At 27.9% G+C, this 19,565-nt stretch carries 15 protein-coding genes and 2 riboswitches; of the genes, 13 read left to right on the top strand and 2 right to left on the bottom strand.

Going from position 1 to position 19,565, the window contains the following annotated elements; translation table 4 throughout:
• Positions 1-11: 11 nt before the first annotated feature.
• The 6 genes from MENTO_RS03945 (at position 12) to lysS (ending at position 7,606) form a co-directional block, all read left to right on the top strand.
• Complete coding sequence (locus MENTO_RS03945) at positions 12-2,390, top strand: ATP-binding cassette domain-containing protein (protein ID WP_099650887.1); 2,379 nt, start codon at positions 12-14, stop codon at positions 2,388-2,390.
• Positions 2,383-3,498 carry a carbohydrate ABC transporter permease gene (locus MENTO_RS00120; RefSeq protein WP_167372660.1) on the top strand — a complete coding sequence of 372 codons (1,116 nt, stop codon included), beginning with the start codon at positions 2,383-2,385 and terminating at the stop codon, positions 3,496-3,498. The genes MENTO_RS03945 and MENTO_RS00120 overlap by 8 nt, the downstream gene beginning before the upstream one ends.
• Before the next feature lie 9 nt (positions 3,499-3,507).
• Positions 3,508-4,734: a carbohydrate ABC transporter permease gene (locus tag MENTO_RS00125; protein WP_099650888.1), complete on the top strand. Its 1,227-nt coding sequence runs from the start codon at positions 3,508-3,510 to the stop codon at positions 4,732-4,734.
• Between the two features lie 73 nt (positions 4,735-4,807).
• Entirely contained in the window at positions 4,808-5,125 is a 318-nt protein-coding gene (locus MENTO_RS00130) for a DUF1904 family protein (RefSeq protein WP_099651519.1), read from the top strand.
• 2 nt (positions 5,126-5,127) lie between these two features.
• Positions 5,128-6,105 carry a tRNA dihydrouridine synthase DusB gene (gene dusB, locus MENTO_RS00135; protein ID WP_099650889.1) on the top strand — a complete coding sequence of 326 codons (978 nt, stop codon included), beginning with the start codon at positions 5,128-5,130 and terminating at the stop codon, positions 6,103-6,105.
• Position 6,106: 1 nt separating this feature from the next.
• Positions 6,107-7,606 (top strand): lysine--tRNA ligase, encoded by a 1,500-nt coding sequence (gene lysS / locus MENTO_RS00140; RefSeq protein WP_099650890.1) that lies wholly within the window; start codon positions 6,107-6,109, stop codon positions 7,604-7,606.
• A gap of 42 nt (positions 7,607-7,648) precedes the next feature.
• Here the strand turns inward: lysS and MENTO_RS00145 are convergent, their stop codons facing one another.
• On the bottom strand, positions 7,649-8,368 hold the full coding sequence (locus MENTO_RS00145) for a glucosamine-6-phosphate deaminase (protein WP_099650891.1): 720 nt from the start codon (positions 8,366-8,368) through the stop codon (positions 7,649-7,651).
• 112 nt (positions 8,369-8,480) lie between these two features.
• Between MENTO_RS00145 and MENTO_RS00150 the strand changes: the two genes are divergently transcribed.
• The 5 genes from MENTO_RS00150 to MENTO_RS00170 all read left to right on the top strand — a co-directional run bounded on the left by MENTO_RS00150 (position 8,481) and on the right by MENTO_RS00170 (position 15,564).
• The gene (locus MENTO_RS00150) at positions 8,481-9,203 is read left to right on the top strand and encodes a MurR/RpiR family transcriptional regulator (protein ID WP_099650892.1); all 723 of its coding nucleotides are present in this window, start codon (positions 8,481-8,483) and stop codon (positions 9,201-9,203) included.
• A 115-nt stretch (positions 9,204-9,318) separates the two neighbouring features.
• Positions 9,319-11,895, top strand: a complete 2,577-nt coding sequence (locus MENTO_RS00155) for a glucose PTS transporter subunit IIA (protein ID WP_099650893.1) — start codon at positions 9,319-9,321, stop codon at positions 11,893-11,895.
• 1 nt (position 11,896) lies between these two features.
• Entirely contained in the window at positions 11,897-13,348 is a 1,452-nt protein-coding gene (locus MENTO_RS00160; protein ID WP_099650894.1) for a glycoside hydrolase family 1 protein, read from the top strand.
• A gap of 51 nt (positions 13,349-13,399) precedes the next feature.
• Positions 13,400-13,496: riboswitch (purine riboswitch) on the top strand.
• A gap of 62 nt (positions 13,497-13,558) precedes the next feature.
• Entirely contained in the window at positions 13,559-14,089 is a 531-nt protein-coding gene (locus tag MENTO_RS00165) for a phosphoribosyltransferase (RefSeq protein WP_099650895.1), read from the top strand.
• A gap of 8 nt (positions 14,090-14,097) precedes the next feature.
• The gene (locus tag MENTO_RS00170; protein WP_099650896.1) at positions 14,098-15,564 is read left to right on the top strand and encodes an NCS2 family permease; all 1,467 of its coding nucleotides are present in this window, start codon (positions 14,098-14,100) and stop codon (positions 15,562-15,564) included.
• A 28-nt stretch (positions 15,565-15,592) separates the two neighbouring features.
• Here the strand turns inward: MENTO_RS00170 and MENTO_RS00175 are convergent, their stop codons facing one another.
• Entirely contained in the window at positions 15,593-16,261 is a 669-nt protein-coding gene (locus tag MENTO_RS00175; RefSeq protein ID WP_099650897.1) for an energy-coupled thiamine transporter ThiT, read from the bottom strand.
• A gap of 29 nt (positions 16,262-16,290) precedes the next feature.
• Positions 16,291-16,379: riboswitch (TPP riboswitch) on the bottom strand.
• Positions 16,380-16,479: 100 nt separating this feature from the next.
• On the opposite strand from MENTO_RS00175, the gene metG reads away from it, so the two are divergent.
• Both metG and MENTO_RS00185 read left to right on the top strand, forming a co-directional pair.
• Positions 16,480-18,009, top strand: coding sequence for a methionine--tRNA ligase (metG, locus tag MENTO_RS00180; RefSeq protein ID WP_099650898.1), 1,530 nt, complete (start codon positions 16,480-16,482; stop codon positions 18,007-18,009).
• A gap of 197 nt (positions 18,010-18,206) precedes the next feature.
• Positions 18,207-19,565 (top strand): FAD-dependent oxidoreductase, encoded by a 1,359-nt coding sequence (locus tag MENTO_RS00185; RefSeq protein WP_099650899.1) that lies wholly within the window; start codon positions 18,207-18,209, stop codon positions 19,563-19,565.

Raw genomic sequence — 19,565 nt, forward strand, 5'->3', positions numbered from 1 at the left:
AAGTAAAGAAAATGAGTATTAAATTAAAAAATATAACAATAGATTATGGTAATTTCTTAGCAGTAGATGATTTAAATATAAGTATAAATTCAGGGGAACTTGTCTCACTATTGGGACCATCAGGTTGTGGTAAAACAACAGCATTAAATGCTATTGCTGGATTGATTAATACAACAAAAGGGCAAATTCTTTTTGACGGAGTTGATGTAACACATAAATCAAGTCAAAAAAGAAATATTGGACTAGTATTCCAAAGTTATGCTTTATACACACATATGAGCGTATTTAAAAACATTGCTTATCCTTTATATCACTCAAAAGATTTTAAATCAGAATTATCAATTGATAATGCCAAATACAAAAGTAGACTTAAATCTTTAAATGAATCAAAAGGATATGAATTAATAATTAAACAACAAAATGATTTCACTAAAAACTTAGCATCTTTCTTAAAACAAACTAATAATAAAATTTCTCAATTGGAAGATTTATTTTTAAGAGAACACAAAGATTCTATTGTTAACTATGTTGAAGATTTATTTGCAAATCAAGAAAATACAAAAATAATAAAAAATCATTTAGTTAGTTATTTATACGATAAATTAAAAATTAAGTTTAACGAAATTTCTTCAACTGTTGAACAAATGATCGCAGATAATTATAAAGCAGTTATGATGCATCATTTAGATATGAGATTTAAAAATACTATTAAGCATTATGCAATTACTAATTCAAATAACTTATTAAAAAATAAGAAACATTTAAATGAATTAATTAAAACAAGTAAAACAACTAAGAAATCAATTATAAAAGAAGAGAAAACGTTAGGATTAGAATTAAATATCTTTAGCAATAATTCAAATGATTTATATGAAAATTATTTAAACGAAAAAAATGCTATTACAGAAAATTTTATTGAAAAAAACATAACTCTTATTGCAGATGAAATTAATGATTACTTTACAACTGTTATCGAAAAAATTAAAGAACCTATTATTGCTGGAAATAAAATTGAATTAACATTAAAAGAAATTAGTAAAATTATTGAACGATTCAAAAAAGATTATATTTCGCAAAACACAAAGCTTATAAATGGATTCATTAAAGAACAAACAAAAATTTTGCCTAAAAACATTTCAATAAAAGAACAAATTAAAATTGCTTTGGAAAGTGTTGTTATATCTGAATTCAATGCAATTGAACAATTAATGGTAAGTAATCTAGAAGCAAAATATTTAGATTTACTTTCAAATTTAAAAGAAACTGATTTTAGTAACTTAACAAAATATTATGAAGTAGAAGTTGAGGAAATACTAAACTTTAAAAACAACAACGACATAATTTTAAAACAAAAAGAAAAAGCTGAAAAAGAGATTAAAGAATTATTGAGTGGAGCAGAAATTGAAATTTTCTCAGAAGGAAATGATATTTATGCTGATTACCTTGCTCAAAAAGAATACCTTGTAGATTCACTATTAGCAAACAATGTTTCAGGAATTGAAAATACAATAGAAAATAAATTCTTAACTTTACCAAATATTATAGAAAAAGATTTAGAAATTAAATCAAAAACTATTGAAACAAAAGAACTTGAAGAAGAAATTAGAAAAAACATATATTCAAGAAAAAGAAAAATTAGAGAATTAGTTTTTGAAACAGCTAAACAAGTTGAAATTGAAACTCAATTAAATAAAAAACCAAGTGAATTATCTGGAGGACAACAACAACGTGTTGCGATCGCTAGAGCAATTGTTAAAAAACCAAGTATATTATTAATGGATGAACCTTTGTCAAACTTAGATGCTAAATTACGTTTAACAACTAGAGAATGAATTAAAAGATTTCAACAAAAAGTTGGTATTACAACAATCTTTGTTACTCATGACCAAGAAGAAGCTATGAGTATTTCTGATTCAATCTTTGTTATGAATAAAGGGGTATTGCAACAATCAGGAACACCTCTAGAAATTTATAACAAACCAGTTAATAAATTTGTTGCAAAATTTATTGGTACTCCAAATGTTAACTTTATAAATGTTAGGGTTAATAAATCAAAAATTACTTTGCCATCAAATGAGGTTTTAAAATTTAAGAAACTGGATATTGATAAAGCTGAATGAACTTTAGGTGTGAGACCTGAAAGATTGACTTTAGATAAAAAAAGCGGGAGAGTATACATCGGTTCTGGTGACGTAGTTGTTGTAGAACAATTAGGAAAACAAAACCATGTTAAAGTTCGCTTAAACACAAATGAAGAAGTTACTATTATTCTTGAACCACATGAATGAAACACTTTAAAAAATAACTCAAGACTTGATTTATATGCAAGAAAAGAAGACTTATATTTATTTAACGAAGAAACTAACCTGGTAGAGGTGTCATATGAATAATAGAAACACTGAAAATAAATCTAAAACTCAAGAGTGATCAAAAAGTGTTAAAACTCAAGAGTGAAATAAAGAAAATAAATTCGGTGCTTCTAAAGCAACTCCAATAACTCCAGTAGTTATACAACAAGAAAAAGAAACAACTAAAAAATCAAAAGGTTTCATTCTTAAATACGGAGCTGTGTTTAAAGGTAATAAATCAAAAAATATGGAAAAAGGTAAATTTGATTTTATCAACCAATTAATTTGAGTTTTACCCGGTATTTTCTTTGTATGTATATTCTCATACTTTTCAATATTTATTATTTTCCAATATGGTTTAAGCGCTAATGGAGCAAATGGTGTGTTCTTATTAAGCATTAAAAATATTACTCACTTATTTACAGAACCATCAAAAGAATTTCCTATTGCGTTAAGAAATACCTTAATTTATGTTATGGTATCAGTGCCAATATCACTTATTATTGCACTTTGAACAGCAAAAGCATTAAGTAATGTTTTAAATAAAAAAGCATTTGCTTTTTTCCAATCAGCTTTTTTCTTACCATATGTAACTTCAGCACTAGCCGTTGCTATGGCGTTTTCAATTCTTTTTGCAAGTAGTTCAGATTCACTTCTAAACCAATTATTATCGAAAATAGGACTTAATTCTGTTGATTGAAAAGAGCCTAAGAATGCAATGATTATGTTAATTATTTATGGAGTATGAAGAATGCTACCATTTAAAATAATTATGTTTACTGCAGCTCTTTTAAGAGTTGATCAAAGATTGTATCAAGCAGCTTCAATTGATGGAGTTCCTAGATGAAAACAGTTCTGAAAAATATCAGTACCTCAAATAATGCCAGTTATTATTTACATGATTACAACAGGTATTATTGGTTCATTTAAATTTATGCCATTCGGGTTGTTCCCAACTTATGCTGATGCTGTTAAATCAGATGCTCAAACAGCAGTATACTTTATTTTCTCAAGAGTTAATGCAGCCGGAGGTGGAATTGCTTCATACGGAACTGGAGGAGCAGCCGCTATTGTATTAATGGCTATTATTCTTGTATTAACATTGGTTAATAGAAAATTAAGTAAATTCTTAAGTAAAAAATATAGATAGGAATCAGATATGAAAAATAAAAATAACTTAAATGTAAATTCTGTTGAAGTAGTATCTATTGATTTCGACCCTAATATCATTGAAGTAGAAAATAAATCAAAAAGAACTATTCAAAAAGAAAAATATGAAAATGACTTATTAAATATTGAAATAAAGCGAAATGAAAAAGAGCAAAAAATTATCATAACAAGATCTTGATTTAAAAGGCTTTGAATGAATTTAATGCTTTCTTGCTTTTTGAAAGTTTCAATTAAAAAAGTTAAAATAAATCACTTCTTTTATTTAAGACATGTAAAAAGAGTAAAAAATAAAACTTTAAAAATGTCTGGTGATGTTTGGTATAAGAGAATTTGAACAAATGTTTCAGGGTATACATTCTTATTTATTATGTTAATAGTTATGCTATTCCCATTTTATTGAATGATAATCACATCATTTAAAGATTATTCAGAAATAGATTCAGGAGTTAAAGAAACTCTATGACCAAAGCACTGAACACTTACAGCTTATAAAGATATGTTTACTTACTTGGATTCAAACAATCAAACAAAGTCAATTCCTTTTTACAGATTCTTTACTAACTCATTGTTTATTGCATTAATGTCTACGGGTTTCTCATTAATAGTTTCTGTCATTGCTGGATTTGCTATCTATAACTGAAGAACAAAATTTAATTATGTATTTATGATTATTATGTTTTCAATTATGATGGTTCCTGGAGAAGCTTTAATATTGGGAAGATATTGAATTGCAGTTAAAATGCAATGGAAAAATAACTTGCTAGCTTTAGTTGTTCCGTTCATTGGGAATGTATTCACAATTTATTTAATGAGTAATGCTTTTTACGGGTTAAACAGAGATTTAAAAAGAGCAGCCAAAATTGATGGATTATCAAGTTTCCAATATTTCGTAAAAATTGCTTTACCAGCAGTTAGTGCAACAATTTTAACTTCATTCATTATTTCATTCATTGAATCATGAAACTCAGTTTTATGACCGATAACAATTATGGATCAAGACTCAAATTGAAGAACTATTCCAATGATGTTGTATGCTTTAATGAACTTAACTGGTGATGTTAATCCAGAGATATTTAAAGCTCAAGATCCAATTAACGTTAAAATGGCAGCTTCAATCATGGCAATTTTACCAATGATTATTGTGTTTATTGTTTTCAATAAATGAATTATTAACGGACTTACAAAGCGTGATGTTGGTGGATCTTCAAAAGGATAATCAATTATTTGTTAAAGAACCTTTGTGGTTCTTTTTTTATTTTGTTAAAATAAAAAAAGAAAAGAGTGATTTTATGCCAATCTTAAAATTTAATGGAACAACTGAAGAGCAAATAAAAGAGTACTCAAAAAAAATAAATGAGCTTGTTGATTTGATTACTGCAAAACCAGAAACAATTCTAATGATGAACAACAATAGAAATATTTATGCTGCCGAAAATACAAATAAAAGAGTTTATGTAGAAGTTGATTGATTAGCAAGACCAGAAGAAGCTAGAATAGCATTAGTTAAGCACTTAACTGATTTTTTTGGTGGAGATGGAATAACAGTTTCTGTTAAGTTTGCAGAAATTAATAAAAATTTATATGTAAACAATAATAGAATGGGTTAATAATGAAAATAGGAAATGTTGAAATAAAAGGAAAATTAGTTCAGGGACCAATGGCAGGTGTTTCAAATCCGCCATTTCGACTAATATCAAAAGAAAAAGGCGCAAATTTAGTATGTGCTGAAATGGTTTCTGTTGAAGGGATGACTCACAACAATAAAAAAACTTTTAGTATGTTAGCTGTTGAAAAGCAAGAACACCCAATGAGTATGCAAATTTTTGGAAATGATGTTGAATCTTTTATTCTTGCAACTAAGTGAATTGATGAAAATGTTGATTGTGACATTATTGATTTAAATATTGGTTGTCCAGCACCAAAAGTGGCTGTTAGATCAGCTAGTGGTTCAAGTTTATTAAAAACTCCTGAATTAATTTATGATATTGTTAAAGCGGTTGTTGAAAATACATCAAAACCAGTTACAGCAAAAATTAGATTGGGTTGAGACAAAGAAAGTGTAAATGCTGTTGAAGTGTCAAAGTTAATTGAAAAAGCTGGTGCTAGTGCAATAACAGTTCATGGAAGAACTAGAAGTGAGTTTTATTCAGGTCACGCAGATTGAGAAAAAATTAAAGAGGTTAAAGAAGCTGTTAATATCCCAGTTATTGGTAATGGAGATGTTATTGATGGTCCGAGTGCAAAAGCAATGCTAGACTTAACTGGTTGTGATGCAGTTATGATTTCAAGAGGTTGTCAAGGTAATCCTTGAATATTCAGAGAAATAGCTCATTATTTAGAAACTGGTGAAGAATTAGCTAAGCCAAGTTTTGAAGAATGAAAAGAAACAGTATTGAAGCATGCTAAAATGTTAATAGATTATAAGCAAGACGAAGGTAGTGCAATTAGAGAATTCAGAAAACATTTAACTTGATATTTTGCAGTATTGCCAAAAACAGAAATTTTAAATCAGTTAAAAGAAGAAGCAAATAAAATTAACACATTTAGTGATTTAGAAGATATCATAGAAAAGTATAAAGAGGTATAAAATGTCAGAAAGAAAATTTAGTGAACAAGAATTAGTTCGTAGAGCTAAACTTGAAAAATTAATTGAAAATAATACTAACCCTTATGAAGTAAGTAAGTATGTGAGAACGCATTCATTAAAACAATTAATTGATTTATACAAAGGTTATGAAAAAGATGAGTTAACAACTTTAGAACAACCAGAAATCAGTATTGCAGGAAGAATTAAACTTTATCGTGAGGCTGGTAACAAAGCAGCATTCTTAAATATTGAAGATCAAGATTCAGATATTCAAGTTTATGTAAGGCAAGACGAAATTGGCGAAGCAGCATTTTCTAACTTCAGAGAACTAGATCTTGGAGATATTGTTGGGTTTAAAGGAATCATGATGAAAACAAACCATGGTGAACTTTCATTAAGAGCAAAAGAATATACTTTATTATCAAAAGCTTTAAGACCTTTACCAGATAAACACGCTGGTATTCAAGACATTGAAGAAAAATACAGAAGAAGATATGTTGATTTAATTACAAATCCAGAATCAAAAAGAGTATTCCAAGCAAGAACCAAAATTATTAGAACTATGCAACAAATTCTTGATGAACGTGGATACATGGAAGTTGAAACTCCTATTTTACATAGTGTAAAAGGTGGGGCAGCCGCTAAACCATTTATTACACATTACAACGCGCTTGATGTTGATGTATATTTAAGAATAGCAACTGAACTTCATTTAAAAAGATTAATTGTAGGTGGATTTGATGGTGTTTATGAAATAGGAAGAATATTCAGAAATGAAGGAATGAGCACAAGACACAATCCAGAATTTACATCTTTAGAATTATATGTTGCCTATGAAGATATGTTCTTCTTAATGGACTTAACTGAAGAAGTGTTCAGAAAATGTAATGCTGTTGTTAACGAATCATCAGTTATAGAATATGGCGGGCATAAATTGGATTTATCAAAACCATTTAAACGCTTACATATGGTTGATGGAATTAAGCAAGTGACAGGAGTAGATTTCTGAAAAGAAATGACTGTTGAAGAAGCTTTAGAATTAGCTAAAAAACATAATGTGCATGTTGAAAAACACAATTATACAGTTGGGCATATTATTAATCTATTCTATGAAGAATTTGTTGAGGCTACAATTATTGAACCAACTTTTGTTTATGGACATCCAAAAGAAATATCACCTTTATCTAAATCAAATGCTGAAGATTCAAGATTTACTGATCGTTTTGAGTTGTTTATTGTCGGAAGAGAATATGCAAATGCATTTAGTGAATTAAATGATCCAATTGATCAATATGAAAGATTTAATGAACAAATTAAAGAAGCTGCAGCAGGAAATGATGAAGCAACTGAAATGGACATTGACTTTATTGAAGCGTTGGAACATGCAATGCCACCAACTGCAGGTATTGGATTTGGAATCGATAGACTTGTAATGTTATTAACAAATTCTGAATCAATTAAAGATGTATTATTATTCCCACAGTTAAAACCAAGAGATTAATATTTTTGAAAAATAAAACAAACCTTAATTGGTTTGTTTTCTTTATGCATTTGCAATGCTGTTTGCTTCTTCGTCTAGAATAAGAGTAAAGAATGGATGCAGTGTTAAAATTGTTGAAGGAACTTTTTCAATAATTGGACCATTAATAATTTGATCAATAACCTCAGCTTTTCCTTTTCCGTTTGCAATCATAATTATATTTCTAGCAGCCATAATATCTCTAGGGCCCATTGTTACGAACTGATCATGAAATAATTTCATATCCAATTTTGGAACACTTATATTGCCTTCTAAATCAGAGTTATTTATAAGTCTTGTTTTGTCGCCAAATTTTGTAACACCAGACATGTTTCCACAAAAATGACCATCAATCCCAATTCCTAAAAGAACTAAGTCTAGACCACCATCTTTATATAATTTATCCATATGTTCTTTATAATTTAGAACATTTAATCTATGAATATTTTCTTGCTTGATTTTTGCTTTACTGAAAAGCAGTTCTTCCAAATCTTTACTTGTAATACCTGTTGAAAGATCATTTCTGAAAGGTACTTCGTCAAAGTTATAGAAATGTATTTTGTCTAAATATGTAAGCTGATTTAAAATGCTTATTATTTTTGCATAGAACAGCTTTGGACTATTACCCCCAGTAACAGAAACATTTATTCGTTCTTTATGCTTATTTTTTTCAAGTACGTCTATAAAAACTTCAATTGTTTTATTGGTCATGCTTTCGTAATCTTTTTCTTTTAGTATTTTCATATGTTAACCTCTTTGTATATAATTAAATATAAGTTTTAATTTAATGAAATGTGTAAAAAACATTTTTTAGTAAACAACTTTACTAATCTAAAATTTATTTTTAAGGAGTATTATGGAAAATTTTTACGAAAAATTAGAGTATTTATCAAAGGGTTATGTTGATTCAGCTTATAAAAATATGTCAGTAAGCTTATTAGCATCAATTAGAAATGGAAATTTTAAAAAATCAAAGGAATTAGCTAAAGAATGTTTTGTGAGTGAATCGACTGTCACAAAGTTTAGTAAATACTTGGGGTTTTCTGGATATAGAGAAATGATATTCATTTTAAAAGAAGATCATGATTCTTTTTTTGCAAAAAAGATATCTAAAAAAAATAAGAATTTTTCTAGCTTAATAGAATGGATATCATTGCAGGATAAATTTATTGATCAGTTATGCAAAGCAATTAAAGTAAAGAATGTACAAGTTAATATTTTTTGCTCTTATCAGCTTGAAGAGTCTGTTAGCTTATTGAATAAATTACTACTGTCATTTGACATAGACTCTAAAATACTTTATCAAAATGTTTTGTTTGCTAACACAAAAATTTCAAAGCCATCTGTTAACATTATTTTTTTCTCTGGAAGAGATAATGAAACTTTGGAAATATTTTTGAAAGAAATAAATAAAAATAAAAAACAAATTAAAAACTTTTTAGTTATTAGTGAAAAACAAAAAAATAAAGTTAAATTTGAATGTGAACAAATACAATTTAGTCAGGATCATTCTTTCATTAATAGAAATTTGTCTGTTATGATGATGTGCCATGAAATAGCAAATAAATTGGTATTATAATAAATATTAATATAGGCAAGTACTTTACAGAAAGTAAGACTTGTTTTTTTTTTTTTTTTGCATTCTCTAAAATGGTCCAAGAAATTGGAAAATATTATTGAAAGGAAATAAAAATATGGAAATAAAAATATATGCTCCCGTAAATTGTGAAGTTAAATCTATGCAAAAATGCAGTGATCCAACTTTTGCAGAAAAAATGTTAGGTGACGGAATCGTTATTGAACCCAAGAATAATGTTTTCGCATCTCCATTTGAAAATGCAATATGTACAATGATTTTCGAGACAAAACATGCATATGGTTTTGAAGTTCAAGGTTGTGAGTTTTTAATTCACTGTGGAATAGACACTGTTAATTTAAATGGAAAACCGTTCAAAACTAATTTACAACAAAATATGCCTGTAAAGTTAGGTGATCAAATTTTTTCAGTTGATTTAAAATCAGTTAGAGAAAATAACCTTTCAACAGAGACACCTATAATTTTTACAAGTGCAGATAAAAAATTAAAAATTAAAAACTTTGAAGAGGGAACTTATAAAAAAGGCGAATTGATTTGTGTTTTTGAGGTAACATCTGACAAAAAGGAAAAAGCTAAAATCGATAATGAAAATGAAGACGTTATTAAGTTTGAAAGTAAATATACAAAAACAGCCAAAGAGTTCATTGAACTAGTTGGTGGTAGACAAAACTTCTCTGAAGTTTATAACTGCATGACAAGACTTAGATTCAAAATTAAAAATAAGGACCTTGTTGATTCAGCTCAAATAGAAAAAAATTCTATTGTAAAAGGAATCAACTGAAATGGCTCAGAATTACAAGTTATTATCGGTGGTGAATGTTACAAAGTTAAAGACGAAATTTTAAAACTTGATAATATTCAAGTTGAAACAGCATCAGAAGGTACTGAAGAAGTTGCATATTCAACTTTGTCACAAAAAATATTTGCCGCTATTGCGGGTATTATGGCACCCAATATTCCTATATTGATGAGTGCAGGTATAATAGCTGCAATTTATTCAATATTGAATACTATTGGTGTAACAGTAGATCTGGGCAGTGGAGATAAAACAATTGAAGCAGATATGCTGTCATTAATATTATATGTATTATCTAAAACAGGTATTTTACTAATTGGTGTGTTCTTTTGTTATAACACAACAAAATACTTTGGTGGTGACCCATTATATGGTATGTTAATAGGTCTAATATTGGCATCTAGATTTTTTATGGGAACAGGTGCTGAATCAAATGCTATAACTAAACCATCAGAATATGAGTTTGGTAAATTTATAATGGATGCACAATTCGGTTCTAGAGGATGATACTTATTCTCAATTTCAAATTATCCAATTGTCATTAAATCTTATGAAGGTAGTGTTCTACCTTATCTAGCAGCAGGTATAATGGCTGTTTATATTGACATTTGAGTAAAAAAATGAATGCCATCAGCAATTGATATTGTATTTAGAGCAGCAATAGTTGTTGTTCTAACAGTAGTTCCAGTTTTATTTGTAATTGGACCTGCCTTATCATTAGTCGAATTTGGTATGACATATGTTGTTAAAGGGTTAGGATACATTCCACTTGGAATAGGTGTAGGCTTATTTGCGATGGTCTGACAACCACTTGTTTTAACAGGAGTGCACGTAGGAGTTTACATGACATTATTAATTCCGTTAATGACTCAACAAGAACCAAGCATATTTTTACCTGCTGCAACTATTGCCGTATTTGGTCAAGTAGGAGCCTGTTTAGGAGTTGCAATGCTAACTAAAAATCCGATGGAAAGAAGAGTGGCATTAGGAGCTATACCAGGAGGGATATTTGGTATTACAGAACCCATTATTTACTCAACTAATTTACCGAAGTTGAAACCCTTCTTAGTAGGTTGTATTGCTGCCTTTGTGGGTGGAACAATTTCAGGTATTATTGGTATTGCTCAACTTAATCCAGGTGCAGCACAAGGTTTCTTATATATTCTTGGTGTTGATGGATTGACAAACCAATTATTGCTTGCACTAATCTTTGTTATAACAGCTGCAGTTGCTTTAGGACTTATGCTCTTGACATACTCACAAAAATTAAATGAATTAAAATACTCACAAAAATTAAATAAAAAAATTGATTCAATTTTGAAAAATACAAAATTATCAGAAAAAAATAAAAAAGAAATAAATGAAAAACTTTTAGCAATTACAGAAATGTTTAAAGAAAACAAAGAAGCATATTCAAAATATGAAAAATACATTCAAAGTATTTCAAAATTTGAAGCTTCATTAATATCACTAGAAGAAAAAGAAGAAAAACATAAAACTAAATTATTTAATAAAGTCAATAAATTAAAAAAAGCTAAAAAACAAAATGCAGATCTAATTAAAAAAGCAGTTGCTGAATTTAATTCTTATAGTTTAGAACAAGAAAAACAAAAAATAACTGACGAAAGAGAAAATTACGTTAAAGAAAATGCTGAATTAGTTTTAATTTATGAAAAAGCTAAAAAACAAAATGAATTAACTATTCAAAAATATATTGATTATATTCAAAAACAAGAAACAGTTTCTGAATTGGCTAATTATTCAAAGCTTTATTCAAATGCCTTAAACAGTGTTGAAATTGGATATGGTTTACAAGATAAAGTTGTTTATAAAATGCCAAAAGAATTTAAAACAAAATTGAAAAATAAAGAGGTGTAATATGAAATTTGAAAAAAAAGATTTTTTATGAGGAGGTGCAACTTCAGCTTCTCAAGTTGAAGGAGCATTTGATGCGGAAGGTAAATCATTAACAATTGCAGAAATGAGACCGTTCAATCCAAACCTAGATAGAAAAAGCGTAGATGAATTAAATAAATATACAAGATCTGATTATGAAAAATCAATTGATAATAAAGATAACTTACATTACCCAAAAAGAATAGGTATTGACTTTTATCACAGATATAAAGAAGATATAGCTTTATTCAAAGAAGCAGGAATGAACATTTATAGAATGTCAATTGCTTGATCAAGAATTTTCCCTAATGGTGATGAAGCAGAACCAAATGCTGCGGGTATTAAATTTTATAAAGATGTTTTTGAAGAATGCAAAAAAAATGGAATGGAAGTAATGTTAACTATTCAACATTACGATGTTCCATACCCAATAACAAAAAAATATGGTGGTTGATCAAACAAAAAAGTTATTGATTTGTATATCAAATTTGCAACAGTTATTATGAAAGAATACAAAGACTTAGTTAAATATTGATTACCATTTAATGAAATAAATGTAGCTACATTAGCTCCAACAACAGGTTTAGGTATTTTTAGAGAAGACTTTAATAGTGAAGAAGACTATGTAAATGCATCATGACAAGGATTACATAATCAATTTTACGCACAAGCAAAAGTTATTGAAATAGCTAAAACAATTTCAAGCAATATTAAAATGGGGTGTATGGTTGCTAACATGACAACATACTCATCAGACTGTAACCCTGTAAATATTTGAGAAAATTTAGCAACTCAACAAATGCAAAGATACTTCTACTATGATGTAATGGTAAAAGGAGATTATCCATCATATTCAAAAAGATATTTCAAAGAAAATAATATTAAATTTGAAACAACCTCTGAAGAAATGGAAGTAATTAAAAATAATAATATTCAATATATTACATTTAGTTACTACATGACATCAACAATTTCAAAAGAATTAAAAGATGCAGCAGGTGGTAATTTAATGTTGGGTGGAAAAAATCCATTCTTAAAAGCAACTGAATGAGGATGACAAATTGATCCTATTGGTTTAAGAATAACATTAAATGAATTATGAGATAGATACCAACTACCTTTATTTATTTCAGAAAATGGAATAGGTGTAATTGAAAAATTAAATGAAAATAACACAGTTGAAGATGATTACAGAATTGAATACTTATCAAAACATTTTGAGCAAATGAATGAAGCTATTAAAGATGGAGTAGATGTATTTGGTTACACAATGTGAACTCCAATTGATGTTGTCAGTTTATCAACAAATGAGATGTCAAAAAGATATGGTCTAATATTTGTTGATTATGATGATTATCATAAAGGAACAGGAAATAGATTTAAAAAGAAATCATTTGATTGATTCAAAAATTTTATGAAAACTAAAGAATTATAAAAATAAAACTTTCGAAAGAAAGTTTTATTTTTTCTAAATCCTATATAATTAATTCATGTAATTAACAGTATTTGTATAAGCCAATATAATGGATTGGTGTATCTACGGCTAAACCTATTTAGTCTCTATAAGTTACTGTTTAAACTTACTTGGATCTTTCATCCCAATTCTGTTAATTACACCTAGGTAAATTTATCGAAGGGGTTTATAATGGAATTTAAACATAATTTGAAATTATTAATTTCTAAAGAGGAAATTGCAAATAAGATTGCAGAATACGGCGCTTTTTATAATGAAAAGTACAAAGGGAAAACACTTTCTTTAGTAACAATTATGAATGGCTCTGTATTCTTTTTTGCCGATTTTGCAAGAACGCTAAATATGCCAATAAAAATGGATACCATAACAGTTTCTAGTTATTCAGGAACTAAATCAAATAAAGAATTGGTGTTTCATAAAAAAATAACAAAACCAATTATTGAAGATCAACATGTTTTAATTGTTGAGGATATTATTGATTCAGGATTAACTTTGGAAAAAGTATATGAGTATATATTTTCTTTGAAACCAAAATCTTTAGAAATACTGACTTTAGCTTCAAAGAAAAGTAATCATAAGAACTTTAAATATGAATATAGAACTTTATTTGAAGTTCCAAACATATATGTTTTAGGTTATGGATTTGAAATTGATGATCTTTATAGACAACTTCCAGAAATTTATACTTTAGAGGAAGAATAGGTTTTAAAATGAAAAAATCAAAAATTGATAATTTTAAAGTTAAAGATAAAAAACTTAATTATTTAAAATCAACAAATTCAATTGCTAAATATTTTAACTTTAGTAATTTAAATACAACATTTAAAAAAGAGATTATTGGTGGAATAAGTACATTCCTTTCAATGATGTACATTTTATCAGTAGAGCCAGCAATATTAGGAAGTGCACCAAGTATTACTGGAAATGGGACAATGGATAGTAACGGCGTTTTCTTGGCAACAGCTCTAGTTGCAGCTATTGCAACTATTGTTATGGGTATGAGTGCAAACGTTCCTATTGCATTAGCACCAAGCATGGGATTAAATGCACTTTTTGCTTTTAACATAGCTAAAACAGGAAAAATAGGATATGAAGGTGCATTAATTGCCGCTATGATTTCATCAATTATTTTTTGTATTATATCTATAACAAAATTAAGAGCATTAATGATCAATGCTCTACCGCATTCACTTCATTTAATTATTGGTGTATCAATTGGTTTCTTTATAGCTTATGTTGGCATATCAAACATAGGTTTTGTTTCAAAAACAGACTCAAATTTACCAATTGCAGATTTATCAAATTTTAAATTAAATTATCCTGGTATGATAATTGGTTCAATTGTTTTATTTGGTTCAATTATATTGTTTTATAAAAAATTCTTTGCGCCAGTTGCTGTAATGATGGTTGGTGGATTCATTGTTGCATTAATTTTAGCAAATACAGTTGATAATGAAGCAATAAAACACTCACTAGGAAATGCTAAATGATCAGGAAGTGAATGAAACTTTGGGCACTTATTTAATGGATTTGCTTTAAACATTAAAAATTCATTAGCAGAAATAGGAAATTCTGAAATTTGAAATAAGCCAACCATGTATGTTTCAATTTTTGTTTTAGTTATTTTAAATTTCTTTGACGCAACAGGTACTTTGACATCAATCAACATTGAATTAAATAAAGCACTTGGAGAAGAAAAACAAATACCTCAAAAAGCATTAATTATTGATGCAGGTGCAACAATTATAGGATCAGCTTTAGGAGTTTCTCATATGGCTTGCTACAGTGAAAGTTGTGTTGGTATTTCACAAGGTGCAAGAACTGGATTTGCAAACATAATAACAGGTTTATTATTTTTACTAAGTATTCCGCTATTCCCACTTTTTAAAATGATGCCAAACTGTATTTCAGGAGCAGCGACAGCATTTATCGGAACAATAATGATTTCATCAATTACTGAAATAGAATGAAAAAAACCAGAAATTGGAGTATCAGCGTTCTTTAGTATTTTGTTTATGGTTATAACTTACAATATAGCAAATGGTATTGCCGTTGGAATAATAGCATATACAGTCACATCTATTGGAGTTGGAAAAACAAAAGAAGTAAAACCTGTAATTTGAGCGCTAGATGTGTTATTTATACTTTATTTTGTAGCAACAGCTTTTATACAATAAAAAAAACAGCACAGCTGTTTTTTTATATTTAGTAAATATTTTTAGCAACAGGATAAATAGTATAACAAACAACAGGTATTGTTGCTAAATAAATGGCCCAATCAAAAACTGAATTGACACTGTTTACACTCATTGAAAATATTCAAACATTTTGATTTTTTTCAACAGCACCAGCAGAGTAAAATAAAACACCTGCAAATGTTTTTGATCAAAACCCTAAGAAAGCATAAATTGAGATAACAATAATTCAAATACCCATTCATTTAAATCAATCTTTTTTTTCTTCAAATCACAATTTATTTTTTTCTCTTTTAGACATTAATAGTTTTTTATTTTTAGAAACTTTCTCTTTTTTGTTTCTAAAATTTCTTGGTAAAAATATACTACAAATTGCTACCAAAAGTAATGGTATTCAATAATCAAATACATATGCTAAAGGTATACCTGCATCTGCATTTGTTGGAAGAAAGAAACCAATAATCCCTCCTAGTATTGCAACAATTAATGTTCTTAGTCAGTCAGTATATGTTGCTAAAACAAATATAGAAATTAATTTTATGTTTAACGATAAATAAAACTGACTAAATGAATATGCTGTCATTAAATTCAAGATTAAGTATAAAGAAAGCATTAATCCCATTACAACAATGTCTTTAGTATTAATCTTTTTAACTTTCAAATAAAAATATCTTTTCATGTAAAAGAACCTCCTACATAAAAAGACAGAAAAAATATTTTAGGACTTCCTACGCTAGTATTAACTAGATCAGGTTCTAAGAGTATTTCTCAAGCTTTCGCTACCTCTGCCTTCTTACAAGTTAATAGTATCATTTAAATAAAATAAAAAGCAATTTTATTTAGCATTGTTTTTGGTAAAATTATAATTAATTGAGATTATAGAAAGAGGTATCATATATGCCTAAAAAATTTTACGTAACAACCCCAATTTATTATCCAAGTGGTAAATTGCATATTGGACATGCTTATACAACAACTCTTGCAGATATTTTAAAAAGATATAAAGATATGCAAGGTTATGAAACATTTTTCTTAACAGGAAGTGATGAACATGGTCAAAAAATAGAACAAAAAGCAAATGAAGCTGGACTTTCTCCAATGGAATATCTTGAAGAAAAAGTTGAAAGTTTTAAAGCGCTTTGAAAAGCCTTAAAAATAGATTACACAAAATTCATTAGAACAACAGATTCTTATCATGAAGAAACAGTTCAAAAAATTTTCACAATGCTGTTAGAAAAAGGTTTCATTTATGAAGGAAATTATGAAGGACTTTATTGTGTAAGTTGTGAAGAGTTTTTAAATGCAGATCAAATTGATGAAAATAATATGTGTAAAATTTCTAACACGAAATTAGAATTAGTTAAGGAAGAAACTTATTTTTTAAAAACTTCATTGTTTCAAGAGTTTATGGAAAAAGAAGTTTTAGGTAGTGAATTTTTAATCCCAGTTTACAGAAGAAATGAAATGTTGAATTCATTTGTTAAACCAGAGCTTAAAGATTTATCAGTTACTAGAACATCATTTACATGAGGAATTCCAGTTAAACAAAATCCAAAGCATGTTGTTTATGTTTGATTAGATGCACTTACAAACTATATAACAGCATTAGGATATTTACAAAATGATGATTCTAACTTTAAAAAATTCTGAGAAGATCAAAATACTGAAATTTTACAATTAGCTGGAAAAGAAATTATTCGTTTTCACTCAATCTATTGACCTATAATTTTAAAAGCATTAGATCTACGTCAACCAACTCATTTGTTAGGGCACGGATGAATTTTAAGCAAGGATACAAAAATGAGTAAATCATTAGGGAATGTTATTGATCCAATTGATATGATTGAAAAATATGGCGCTGATGCTTTGAGATTTTATATAGGGTATGAATTGCCAACTGAAAAAGATGGAAACTTCACAGATGAATTATTTATTGAATCATTCAATGCTCATTTAGCAAACAATGTTGGTAATTTGATTTCAAGAACTAATCAAATGATTACAAAATACTTTGATGGTTTTGTTAATGTTTCAGAAATTAAGTATGATGAAGTATTAACAGTTAAGGGTGTTGAAACAATTAATTCATACATAGAAAATATGAATCAATATAAAATTAGTGATGCTATTAGAAATATTTTAGACCTAGGTAATATTTGTAATAAATATATTGAAGAAAAAATGCCCTGAAATTTAGCTAAAGAAGAAAATTTTTCGGAACTAAAAAATGTTATGGCAACACTGCAACGCAATATAGCTATTATGATTTTTTTATTGAAACCTATTTTAGTAGAAAATTATGAAGATATGATTGAGCAGATCGGATTAAAAAATGTTGAATTATCTTTTGACAAACTAATTAATTGACAAGAAATTAGCTTTAAAAAATTAGGTGATAAAAAAATCATCTTTAAAAGAGTAAATTAATGGCTTTTTCAGCCATTTTTTTAATACTTAAATCCTTATAAGTCTTTTTTATTATGGCATTAAGAGTATAATAAACATAGGAATATTTTTTATTTTTTTATGTTATTTTTGAAAAATTTTCCAAATTTTTATAAATTTACATTAATTATTGGATATTTATTCCAATATTAATAAAACTATTAAGAGGAGTTATAAATATGAAAGTTATTGTTTTAGGTACTAACCATGCAGGAACAACTGCAGTTAGAACATTAAAAAGACTTAACCCAGAAATTGAAGTAACAACATACGACAGAAACGATGTTATTTCATTTTTAGGATGCGGAATTGCATTATGGGTTAAAGGTGAAGTTAAAGATCCAAATGGATTATTTTACGCAACACCAGAAATTTTAGAATCAGAAGGAATCAATGTAAAAATGAAACACGAATGAGTTTCAATTGACGCTGATAAAAAAACTGTTTTAATTAAAAATTTAGAAACAGGTGAAACATTTGAAGATAGCTACGATAAAGTTATCGTAGCTACAGGTACATGACCTTTATTACCACCAATCCCGGGATTAGACTTAAAAGGTGTACAAATTTGTAAAAACTATGACCATGCTAAAAAAATACAACAAGCAAACTTAGATGATTCAATCAAAAAAGTTACAGTTGTAGGAGCTGGTTATATTGGAGTTGAATTAGTTGATGCTTTTGTTGCTCATGGTAAAGAAGTTACATTAGTAGATTTTGCTGACAGAATTATGCCTGTTTACTATGATGCAGAATTTACTAAGCATGTTGAAGACAGAATGGAAAAAGCTGGAGTTAAATTGGCTTTAGGACAAGGTGTTAAAGAATTTAAAGGTGCTGATGGAAAAGTTACTCACGTTGTGACTGACAAAGAAGAAATCGCAACTGATTATGTAATATTCTCAGTTGGTGTAGTTGCTCAAACTAAACAATTGGAAGGTGTAGTTGAGTTAAATGACAGAAAAGCAATTTTAACAAATGAATACTGTCAATCATCAAACCCAGATATTTATGCAATTGGAGATTGTTCAACAGTTTTCAATAAAGCATTAAATATGGAAATGCCAATTCAATTAGCAACAACTGCAGTTAGAACAGGAATTCTTGCAGCAGCAAATATTGTTAATGGAAATAAACTTGCATCACCAGGCTTTACAGGAGCAAACGGTATTGAAGTATTTGGATTTAAAATGGCTTCAGCTGGTGTAAGCGAAACAAGTGCTAAAAAAATGGGATTAGATTATGAAGCAATTTTATTATCTGATTCAGATCGTCCTGAATTTATGTCAACTTACAAAGAAGCTTGAATTAAATTAGTATGAGACAAAAAAACAAGAAAAATTATTGGAGCTCAAATAGGTAGTGAAAATAACCATACAGAAATCATGTACATGCTTTCATTAGGAATTCAAAAAGAATTAACTATTGATGAATTACCATTAGTTGATATTTTCTTCTTACCTCACTTCAATAAGCCATATAATTTTGTTACATTGGCAGGTTTAGAAGTATTAGGGTTAAATTACTTTAAAAAATAA

The organism is Mesoplasma entomophilum (assembly GCF_002804125.1).
In the GTDB taxonomy this organism is placed as follows: domain Bacteria; phylum Bacillota_I; class Bacilli_A; order Mycoplasmatales; family Mycoplasmataceae; genus Mesoplasma; species Mesoplasma entomophilum.